This is a genomic window from Deinococcus marmoris DSM 12784, assembly GCF_000701405.1.
In the GTDB taxonomy this organism is placed as follows: domain Bacteria; phylum Deinococcota; class Deinococci; order Deinococcales; family Deinococcaceae; genus Deinococcus; species Deinococcus marmoris.
This window is the reverse complement of sequence record NZ_JNIV01000132.1, coordinates 1-10094: the sequence shown is the minus strand read 5'-3', so window position 1 is coordinate 10094 and position 10094 is coordinate 1. Positions and strand designations below refer to the sequence as shown.

At 63.6% G+C, this 10094-nt stretch carries 10 protein-coding genes and 1 pseudogene; 4 read left to right on the top strand and 7 right to left on the bottom strand.

Features of this window, described 5'->3' with window-relative positions; translation table 11 throughout:
- Nucleotides 1–61: 61 nt before the first annotated feature.
- From Q319_RS0120820 to trpC, 3 genes are all read right to left on the bottom strand, one after another.
- Nucleotides 62–259 (bottom strand): hypothetical protein, encoded by a 198-nt coding sequence (locus tag Q319_RS0120820; protein WP_029484350.1) that lies wholly within the window; start codon nt 257–259, stop codon nt 62–64.
- Nucleotides 260–491: 232 nt separating this feature from the next.
- Nucleotides 492–1643, bottom strand: a complete 1152-nt coding sequence (locus Q319_RS0120815; protein WP_029484349.1) for an ATP-binding protein — start codon at nt 1641–1643, stop codon at nt 492–494.
- Nucleotides 1644–1741: 98 nt separating this feature from the next.
- Nucleotides 1742–2530, bottom strand: a complete 789-nt coding sequence (gene trpC, locus Q319_RS0120810; protein ID WP_029484348.1) for an indole-3-glycerol phosphate synthase TrpC — start codon at nt 2528–2530, stop codon at nt 1742–1744.
- A gap of 63 nt (nt 2531–2593) precedes the next feature.
- Here trpC and hpt point away from each other — a divergent pair, with 63 nt between their 5' ends.
- The 3 genes from hpt to Q319_RS24955 all read left to right on the top strand — a co-directional run bounded on the left by hpt (nt 2594) and on the right by Q319_RS24955 (nt 6021).
- Complete coding sequence (gene hpt, locus Q319_RS0120805; protein ID WP_029484347.1) at nt 2594–3151, top strand: hypoxanthine phosphoribosyltransferase; 558 nt, start codon at nt 2594–2596, stop codon at nt 3149–3151.
- Between the two features lie 297 nt (nt 3152–3448).
- Entirely contained in the window at nt 3449–5143 is a 1695-nt protein-coding gene (gene ilvD / locus Q319_RS0120800; RefSeq protein ID WP_029484346.1) for a dihydroxy-acid dehydratase, read from the top strand.
- 71 nt (nt 5144–5214) lie between these two features.
- A complete protein-coding gene (locus Q319_RS24955) occupies nt 5215–6021 on the top strand; it encodes a restriction endonuclease (protein WP_245619424.1) in 807 nt (268 codons plus the stop codon).
- A 246-nt stretch (nt 6022–6267) separates the two neighbouring features.
- Here the strand turns inward: Q319_RS24955 and Q319_RS0120790 are convergent, their stop codons facing one another.
- From Q319_RS0120790 to Q319_RS0120780, 3 genes are all read right to left on the bottom strand, one after another.
- Nucleotides 6268–7665 carry a YdgA family protein gene (locus Q319_RS0120790; RefSeq protein ID WP_029484345.1) on the bottom strand — a complete coding sequence of 466 codons (1398 nt, stop codon included), beginning with the start codon at nt 7663–7665 and terminating at the stop codon, nt 6268–6270.
- Nucleotides 7666–7769: 104 nt separating this feature from the next.
- On the bottom strand, nt 7770–8177 hold the full coding sequence (locus tag Q319_RS0120785; protein ID WP_051655627.1) for a DUF4174 domain-containing protein: 408 nt from the start codon (nt 8175–8177) through the stop codon (nt 7770–7772).
- The gene (locus Q319_RS0120780; protein ID WP_415814527.1) at nt 8177–9376 is read right to left on the bottom strand and encodes an acyl-CoA dehydrogenase; all 1200 of its coding nucleotides are present in this window, start codon (nt 9374–9376) and stop codon (nt 8177–8179) included. Before Q319_RS0120780 ends, Q319_RS0120785 begins: the two co-directional genes overlap by 1 nt.
- A gap of 144 nt (nt 9377–9520) precedes the next feature.
- On the opposite strand from Q319_RS0120780, the gene Q319_RS27515 reads away from it, so the two are divergent.
- Nucleotides 9521–9718 carry a hypothetical protein gene (locus tag Q319_RS27515; RefSeq protein WP_156039504.1) on the top strand — a complete coding sequence of 66 codons (198 nt, stop codon included), beginning with the start codon at nt 9521–9523 and terminating at the stop codon, nt 9716–9718.
- Nucleotides 9719–9815: 97 nt separating this feature from the next.
- Here the strand turns inward: Q319_RS27515 and Q319_RS28000 are convergent.
- Nucleotides 9816–10094: pseudogene (locus tag Q319_RS28000) on the bottom strand (IS4 family transposase); the annotation flags it as partial.

Below are 10094 nucleotides of genomic sequence, written 5' to 3'. Positions count from 1 at the left end.
CCATGAGCAGAACGAACCCTGAACCGAGTGCGCCCAGCCGCACGAGGAGTTCCGGTACGCTCTATTGGAGCGTATTCCACGGGAGGGCCTTTTGAAACCATCGGCGGAAGGTACGTTCGTGGAGTCCGCTGTAACGGCTGAGATTCAGGGCATTGATTCGGCCAGGAATGGCCTGCCACACCGGCATCAGGTGGAGGAAAAAACGCTGTTGGGCAGCGGGGAGATTGAGCAGGGTGAGCAGCACAGGTAAAATAGTCATTGGGTCTCCTTGGGTGTGGGCTTGAGAACCTCACCCTACCGGAGACCCGTTTTTTGGGCCACCCCTACTTTTCGTCAAAACTGTCCGAACCATTGCTCATACGGATTCCGTTTGTTTCGTGTCGGAATCGGGACAGCGCCAATTCCTACACTCCACGTCCGGCACCCGTTTTATCTTTCTCGCCTCACTCGGATTTCCAGGTGTTTTCAACACCTTTCAATCGGAGTCCATATCAGTTCACCAGTTCCACGAAATCGTCGTCGTCGGCGTCGTGGGCCAGGGGCAGAGAAAAGGTGAAGGTGGCCCCGTGGCCGCGTTCGGACTGCACGCCGATCTGCCCGCCGTGTTCCTCCACGGCCAGTTTGCAGAAGGCCAGACCCATGCCGGTGTCGAAGCGCCCGTGCAGGGTAAGGCGCGACTGCTCGAAGGCGGCGAACAGGTTGGGAATGTCGTCGGCAGGAATGCCCTCGCCGTCATCCTGCACGCTGATCTGCACGGCGTCCTTGACCGAACGCACCATGATAGCGATGTGGCCCCCGCCCGTGGTGTGTTTCATGGCGTTGCTGATCAGGTTGGCCATGACCCGGCGCAGGATTTCGGGGTCCGCGCTGGCCGGGCTGAGGTTGCTTTCCACATCTGTGCGCATCACGCGGTCACGCAGGCCGGTGCCCACGTCGCCGCAGGCCAGGGCCATGACCTCTGCGAACATCGGCGAGAACATCAGCTCGCGGCGCAGATTCATCTTGCCTGCCTGGATCTTGCGGATGTCGAGCATGTTGACGGCCAGATGCAGCAGGTGCTGGGTCTCGTCGCGGGCCACCTTCAGCAGTTCGCGGGAGTCGTCGGGGACGCGGGCGTCGTCCTGCACGATTTCCAGCAGGCCCATCACGGCGGCAATCGGGTTCTTGAGGTCATGCACCAGCATGTGGATCAACTGGTCCCGCACCTTTTCCTCGTGTTCCCAGTCGTCGCTGCGGCGTTGCAGAGCGGCCACCCGGCCATGCAGATCGTGGTGCTGCCGCGCGCGCCTCAGCATGTTGCCCACCTGCAAGGCCAGCGCGTCGGGGGCGGTGCTGTCGCTGATCAGCGCGTCGGCCCCGGCAGACAGCAGCGCGCCCAGGCCACGGGTACCCACGGCCAGCCACTGGGTTCCGGCCAGTTCGGCGCGCTGGCGCAGCATGGGCAGCACCTGGGCCAGCGGCACGCCCGGCAGATCGGCGTACAGCAGCGCCACGGCGGGCGGCTGGACATGGGCCTCGCGCAGCAGGGTCTCGGCGTCACTGACATGCACCACCGAGACCTGCCTCAGCAGGGGCGCGAGCTGCGCGGCGCGGGCACGGTCTGCGGAAACCACAAAAACGGTCTGGGTATCGGGGCTGGACATGATCTGATGAGGAGTGTACCCCGTGGCCCACTTTTTTCGGGAGCAACGGCTACAGCCTCACGGGCAGCCCCCGGAAGTGAAGAAGGTTGACATGCGGGTCAGGGCGTCATGAGCTGACGGGCGGCTGTCTCCAGATCACCGCTGCCCGCCAGACTGCTGCCCACCAGCACGGCGTCAGCGAGTCCGCGAACCTGCGCGATCTCCTGCGGGGTGCGGTAACCGCTTTCCGCCACCAGCACGCCCGCAAAGCCGCGCTGCCGGGCCAGCCGGATCAGGCGCGGACTGACCGCCAGATCAATCTCCAGCGTCTTCAGATCGCGGTTGTTCACGCCGATGATGCGCGCTCCAGCCTGCATTGCCACCTCCAGCTCGGCCTCGTCGTGGACTTCCACCAGCGCGTCCAGACCCAGGTGGTGGGCCATATCCAGATAAGCGCCCGTGGCCTCGCCCAGCACGCTGACCATCAGCAGCGCCGCCGAGGCATTCCACTCGGCGGCCTCACGCAGCATGGCGGGATGGACCACGAAATCCTTTCGCAGCACGGGCAACCCCACTGCGCCGATCACGTCATGCAGGGCCTGTGGATTGCCGTCGAAGTGGCGGGGTTCGGTCAGGACGCTGATGGCCGCCGCACCCCCTGTCTCGTAGGCCCGCGCCGCTTCTGCTGGGTCAAGTGGAGCAATCGCGCCCTGGCTGGGGCTGGCGCGTTTGACCTCAGCGATTAAAGCCAGATTCGGGCCGCTCAGAGCCGCTTCAAGACGGCGGGCGGCGGGGCGCGCGGGACCGAGATCGGGGCTGGCCTCCCGGTAGTCCCCGGACCGCTCCTGCACGATGCGGCCAAGAACGCCGGGCACGCGGCTCAGATCAAGAAGAGGCAGGCCATTCACGCGCTGGAGTATACGGGGAGCAGGCGGCCCACGGGGTCGGGCGCGTGTTAGCCTGACGCCCATATGAGTGCTGCTTCCGGCTCCCCCTCCCCTTCCAGCCTCGCTCCTGGCCCCGGCCCGGTGCAGATCACGAGTGAGCAGATTCAGGCCCGCGTCACCGAGCTGGCCGCCCGCATCCGCCACGACTACGCGGGCCGCGAGCCACACCTGATCTGCGTCCTCAACGGCGCGTTCATGTTCCACGCCGATCTGGTCCGCGCGCTGGACATGCCCTGCACCATGGACTTCTTGCAGGCCAGCAGTTACGGCAACGCCAAGCAGAGCAGCGGCGAGGTCCGGCTGGTCAAGGACTTGCAGTTCCCGATCAGTGACCGCCACGTCATTCTGGTAGAAGACATCGTGGACACCGGCATCACCATGAATTACCTGCTGCACTATCTGGAAGGACGTGGCCCCGCCACCATCAAGATCGCCGCCCTGCTGAGCAAACCCAGCCGCCGCAAGGTGGAGGTTCCGGTGGAATACCTGGGCTTTACCATCCCCGACGCCTTCGTGTACGGCTACGGTCTGGACAGATCGCAATATGACCGCAATCTGCCGTTTATTACCAGTCAGGAGTAAAGCAGGAGAGGTGTGTACAGGCGGTTCCGGGATTGCCATGCCCGCTTGACCCCTCTGCTTCGCAGCTCTACGAGTCCGGCCCTTCGGGCCACTTCCCCTTAGAAGGGAGGCAAGAGTCGCAGCATTGCCCTACCAGTCGCGTTTCTCGGCTCCCTTTTGAGGGGAGCTGGCTGCGAAGCAGACTGAGGGGTTTCTCTTCGCCTTCTGGCTCAACAAATGTTGCCCCCAATCATCCAGTTCCCTCCCCTGTCTGAGCCTTCCCGCCCCCACCCCGGCCTCCAGCGCTACCCTGTAGCCATGACCGACACCGCCAAGAAGGCCAAGCTCAACTGGAACTCTCACCATGTCACGCAGGGCGACGAGCGCGCCCCCAACCGGGCCATGCTGCGGGCGGTGGGCTTTACCGACGGCGATTTCGAGAAGCCGATCATCGGCGTGGCGCACGCGCAGAGCAACATCACGCCGTGCAACAACGGGCTGGGCGAACTGGCCGGGCATATCACTGACGCCATCACGGAAGGTGGAGGCATGCCCCAGGTCTACGGCACCATCACCGTATCGGACGGCATCAGCATGGGCACCGAGGGCATGAAGTGCAGTCTGGTCAGCCGAGAGGTGATCGCCGACAGCATCGAAACCGTGTCGCGCGGCCAGTCGCACGACGGCGTGATCGTGGTGGGCGGCTGCGACAAGAACATGCCAGGGGCCATGATCGGCATCGCGCGGCTGAACATCCCGGCCATCTTCGTGTACGGCGGCACCATCAAGCCCGGCCATTACAACGGCCAGGACCTCACGATTGTCAGCGTGTTCGAGGCGGTGGGGGCCTTCGGCGCGGGCAAGATCAGCCGTGAGGAGTTCACGCAGATCGAGAAGAAAGCCTGCCCCGGCAACGGCTCCTGCGGCGGCATGTACACCGCCAACACCATGAGCAGCGCCTTTGAAGCGATGGGCATGAGCCTGCCGTTCTCCAGCACCATGAGCGCGGTGGACGCCGAGAAAGCCACCTCCAGCGCCGACAGCGCCCGCGCCCTGCTGAAGCTGATTGAAAACGATATCCGCCCACTGGATATCCTGACCAAGAAAGCCTTCGAGAACGCCATTACCGTGATCATGGCCGTGGGCGGCAGCACCAACGCCGTGCTGCACCTGATGGCGATTGCCCACGCCTGCGACATCGACCTGACGCTTGCGGACTTCGAGCGCATCCGTGAGGCCACCCCCGTCTTCTGCGACCTGAAACCCAGCGGCAAATATGTTGCCACCGACCTGCATGAGGTGGGCGGCATTCCGCGCGTGATGAAGATGCTGCTCAAGGAGGGTCTGCTGCACGGCGACTGCCTGACCGTAACCGGTAAGACGATTGCCGAGAATCTGGAGCAGGAGCAGGATACGCCCGACGCCGGACAGGACGTGATTCGCCCCTACGCCGAGCCGCTGTACACGCAGGGCCACCTCGCCATCCTGCGCGGCAACCTGGCCCCGGAGGGCAGCGTCGCCAAGATCAGCGGCCTGAAGAGCATCAAGATCACCGGCCCAGCGCGCGTCTTTGAATCTGAGGAGGAATCAATGCACGCCATCATGGACAACCAGATCAACCCCGGCGACGTGCTGGTGATCCGCTACGAGGGACCGAAGGGCGGCCCCGGCATGCGCGAGATGCTCTCCCCTACTTCCGCCATCATCGGCAAGGGCCTGGGCGACAGCGTGGGCCTGATCACCGACGGGCGGTTCTCGGGCGGCACCTTCGGGCTGGTGGTGGGCCACGTCGCCCCCGAAGCGTATGTGGGCGGTCCGATTGCCCTGATTCACGAGGGCGACACGATTGAGCTGAACGCCGAGACGTGCGAACTGACGCTGCATGTGGATGACGCCGAGATCGAGCGCCGCCGTACCGAGTGGGTACAGCCGGAACCCCGTTACAAGCGCGGCGTGCTGGCGAAATACGCCAAGCTGGTGAGCAGCGCGGCGGTGGGGGCTTACACGGACTGATTGAGGAAAGTTCGGAATTGAGCCGTCTGCCGTTGGGGTAGGCGGTTCTTTTTGTTCGGCTAAAGTTGGCTATGACCGTTCCCGATTTTCAGACATTGATGCGCCCCTTGCTGGAGAGCCTGCAAGACGGTCAGACCCATTCAATGCAGGAGGTATCGGCGGCACTCGCGGAGCAATTTCAGCTCACCGAAGTTGATCTTCAGGAAATGCTTCCCAGCGGCAGACAGGCCACTTTTGCCAATCGGGTCGGCTGGGCAAAAACCTACCTTGCAAAAGCGCAGGTGGTGGAAACGGTGGTTCGCGGGACGGTGAGGCTCACAGCGCGCGGGCGCGAACTTCTGGGCCGCGTGCCGGGCCGAATCACACAGAACGATCTCAAGGTTTACCCGGAGTTTCAGGCATTCAAAGAAACCCGCCGCAGTGGTCCAACCGCCCAGCCCCAATCAAATGCTGCCGACATTCAGCACATAGACATTTCGCCGGATGAACAACTGGACACCCTGTATGCCGAACTCAGCGCCGCCCTTGCCGATGAACTTCTGACCCAGGTACGCGCCCTGACGCCGCAGCAGTTTGAGATTCTGGTGGTGCAATTGCTGGTGGCGATGGGCTACGGCGGCAGCGTGCGCGACGCCGGGCAAGCGCTGGGGCGCAGTGGCGACAACGGGATTGACGGCGTGGTCAAGCAAGACCCACTGGGACTGGACAAGGTGTATGTGCAGGCCAAACAGTGGGCCAGTAATGTGGGCAGCCAGGAGGTACGGAATTTCTCTGGCAGCCTGACCTACCACAAGGCGTCCAAGGGCGTGTTGATCACCACCGCAGGCTTCAGCTCAAGCGCCACGGATACGGCCCGGCAATCGGCAACATCATTCTGATCGGCGGCGACACGCTGGCTGACTTGATGATCCAGTACGGCGTGGGCGTGATCACCCGCAGCACGTATCTGGTCAAGAAAATAGACAGCGACTTCTTTGAAGGGATTTGACGTTGCCCCACTCTGCTCCCCCGCCGCGCCGATGATCTGACAGCCTGCGTGGAGCTGTGGCAGTACCGGGCAGCCACGCGCGATACGTCGGGCAAGCCACTGACCTGGCAGGACATGTGGACGCGGCTCTTTGCCTCTAGAATCCACCGCCCAGCGCCTGACCGTTGATGGTGGCCTCGCCCCCTCCGAAAGCCAGGTTGCTGACCAGATCGTTGCCCTGGCGTTCCAGATAGCCCATGTCGATCAGGGATTGAACGCCAGCGGCGGCGTCGGGGGACAGCTCACCCAGCAACTCACGCAGCGCAGGCTCGGCGGCCTTGAGCTGCGCCTGCACCCTGACCATGCCCAGCGCCATCGCGGGGCTGGACGCGAGCATCTGAGCGGTCTCGGCGTCCAGTTCACCCGCTCCGGGCAGTTCGGCCTTACCCGTCAGCACGATGTCGCCGCCCGTCTGCGTGAGGCTCAGGCGGTCAATGGCGAACACTGGCCCGGCCCGCAGCAGGGCCAGCGCGTCCTCGGTCAGGGCCTTTTTCTGCGTCTCGCTCAGGTCCGCCGCGTCGGGATCGTCCTGGAGTTGCTGGCCCAGGGTTTGAATGGTGGTGACCATGCGGGCCAGCGGTTCCTGGCTCAGGTGGCCCAGGCTCAGGTGAAGCTGCACGTTCTTCAGGCTCTGCGTGCCGCTTCCCAGCCCCGAGAATCCAAGCTGCCCGATGTTGTACTGAACACCGCCGTTGTAAAAACCGTCCTTGAGCGTGCTGATACTGCTGACCTTGAGGTCTTTGAGGTCCAGCCCATCCTGCGCCCCGTCAGACGAACCGTCGTAAGTCGCGGACGCCAGGGTCAGAATCTGCTCGCCCACCCCCAGCGGATCGTCCGCGTTCTGCTTGACGGCGTTGCCGTTCAGGGCCATGCCGCTGATGGTCAGCACCCCGTCCTCCGAGGCGAGCTTGAATTCGGGCCAGCTCAGCCGCGTGCTGGACTTCAGGCCGCTGTTCTCGATGTCGCCGGTCATGGCCTGCCAGCTCAGGGTGGAGCTTCCCCCGTCGCCCTCCTCGAGCAGCGTGCCAGCCGGAATGTCCAGGTGGGTGGAGGTGCCGCCGCCCAGTCCCACGACGGTGCGAATGGTGGGCTTCTGGTTCCCGAACGCCTTCTCGACCCTGGCTTGAAGCGCCGGATCGGCAAAGCGGACCTCTGTATCGACAACGGCATTGCCCACCGCCTGAAAACCCGGAAACGGCCCATGCTGAATGCGGTTGACCACGATCAGGGCCACGTCCTCCGTTCCCTTGCCCAGCGTCACATTCATGGTCTGGGTGCTGTTCAGCAGACCGCGCTGATAGGTGGACGACTCCACTTTGGCATAGCCGGTGGCCTCCAGTTGCGCCTGGAGTGTCTGGGCCAGGGTTTGCTGGGTCTGGGCGGTCTGGTTACTGGTATACGCCGTCGCCCCGGCCAGTGCGCCGACAACGAGCAGAACACCCACGCCCAGCGCGGGCAGGCGGGAACGGCGGGCAGAAGAACGGAGGTTTGCCATACAACCGATCTTAATGGAAGCTGCTGGGTCAGGAAGATATCAACACCCCGCTCTTGACGGAGTTCAGGAAGACAGACCGCTTACGAAGCTGCCGTCTCCCGACACTAACGCCCCCGCACCCGCTGCTCCTGCCGCCGCATGGGCATGGTGTCCACCAGGGCGGCCACCGTATTCAGGGCCGGAAAGGTCTGGTAGCGCGCCTTGATGCCCGTGTCCTTGCCGATCAGCGCGGCGCGGCCATATTGCGCCCCCACCGTGCCGCCAGGATCGGCCAGCAGCGTGAGCATCAGGGTTTTTGGGCCGTTCAGCCGAGCATCACCAGGGGGCAGCAGCGCCACCACGCGCAGGTCACGCACCTGTAATTCGGCGTCCTGCCGCCGCGCCTCGGCCAGATAGGCGATGGGTGGGTTACTGACGATCAGCACGCGCTCCTTGCCCAACACGCTTGACAGTGACCACGGCTGACCCTGGGCGGTCTGGAGGGTAAACCCCAGTGCCAGCGCCACCAGCATCAGCCGTCCAGCTCCGCGAAGACGGCCCGGCTGATCACCAGTTGCTGAATCTCGGAGGTGCCCTCGTAGATCTCGGTGACCTTGGCGTCGCGGAACAACCTCTCGACGGGATAATCGCGGCTGTAGCCGTTGCCGCCAAAGATCTGGATGGCGTCCCGCGCACAGTCCACCGCCGCCTCGGAGGCCAGCAGTTTTGCCATGCTGGCCTCCTTGCCGTACGACTGGCCCTGGTCCTTGAGCCACGCGGCTTTCAGGGCCACCAACCGCGCACTCTCGATGCGGGCGGCCATGCGGGCGATCTTGAAGGACACGCCCTCGAACTCGCGCAGCTTCTTGCCGAACTGCTCGCGCTCGCTGGCGTACTTGGTGGCGTGTACCAGCGCCGCGCGGGCAATCCCGATGGCCTGCATGGCAATCCCGATCCGCCCGGCGTCCAGGCTGGCGAGGGCCACGATCAGCCCCTGGCCCTCCTCACCCACCATGTTCTCGTGGGGCACACGCACGCCGTCGAAGGTGACGGTGGTGGTGTGTGCGGCGTGCATGCCCAGCTTTTCCTCGGGCTTGCCGAAGCTCAGGCCATCCGTGTCCTTCTCGACGATAAAGCAGCTCACGCCGCGTGCGCCGGGGCCGCCCGTGCGGGCCATCACCAGATATGTTTCGGCCTGACCGCCGCTGGTGATCCAGGCTTTCGCGCCGTCCAGCAGCCAGTCGTCGCCGTCGCGAACCGCTTTCAGGCGCAAGCTGGCGGCGTCGCTGCCCGCGCTGGCCTCGGTCAGGCAGAACGCGCCGATCTTTTCCCCGCTGGCGAGGGGGCGCAGGTACTTCTCGCGCTGGGCATCGGTACCGTATTTGAAGATCATCTGCTCGGGCAGGCCGTTCTGCACGCTGACAATGACGCCCACACTGGCATCCGCCGCGCAGATCTCTTCCAGGCACAGGGCGTAGGTCACGCTGTCCAGCGCCGCGCCGCCCCACGCTTCCGGCACGGTGGCCCCCAGCAGGCCCATCTCGGCCAGCCCGCGCAACTGCGGGTGAGGGAACTCACCGCTGCGGTCATACTCGGCGGCATGCGGCGCGATCTCGGCGCGGCAGAAGTCGCGGACGTGTTGCAGGATCATGCGGCTGTCGTCGTTAAGGGCAAACCCCATACCACTGGTCATCCCGCTCTCGGCGGGAACGGGCGTATCAGTCACGGTCATGGGGCAGTTTAACAAGAGGAAGCCGGGCCAAACGCCCGTTAGGCTGGAGGTGGCGTCATCTGGCGTTCACCAAATGTTTGTCGTCCCAGACGCGCCCAGCCAACTGTCAGTGTTTTGTATTAACCAACCTCTTACCTTATACACATGTCCTACACCCTCCTGAGACCCACCGCGAATGGCATGGAAAACGTCGGCTGCTTTGAAACCTACCGTGCCATCCGCGCGGCTTCTCAGGAGGGTTACAGCTATACCGTGGCCGAAATCTCAGATGATCACGTCGAGATCGAGGATGACCGGGGCCGCATGTTGTATCTGATCACCTGGACGCGCGAAGACAACTGATTTCTATATCTAGAAACAATTCCATCTGGAAAAAACTCCACCTGTAACAATAAACATAGATCTACATCATCAATGGTTCGGACAGTTTTGACCACCCTCAAGCCGCTTTGACCCCCAAATCCAGCGGCCTGGACGGATGTTTTCCTAATTCGGCAAATCGTGCCTGGAGACCTAGATTGCTCAGTATTCGCCACGCAAAGAGCCGGTTGAAGGCCCGCCGCTTGATGTCTTCGTAGGAAAACACCAGTGAAGTGGCCGGGCGACCCTGGAGGCCAGCGGCCTCCAGCAGCACTTCTGCCCGTCCCAGACTGAGCGCGAAGAACGCAGTATTCCAATGGTTCTCCAGAGCCTGCGTCTGACGAAGCTGGCAGGTGGT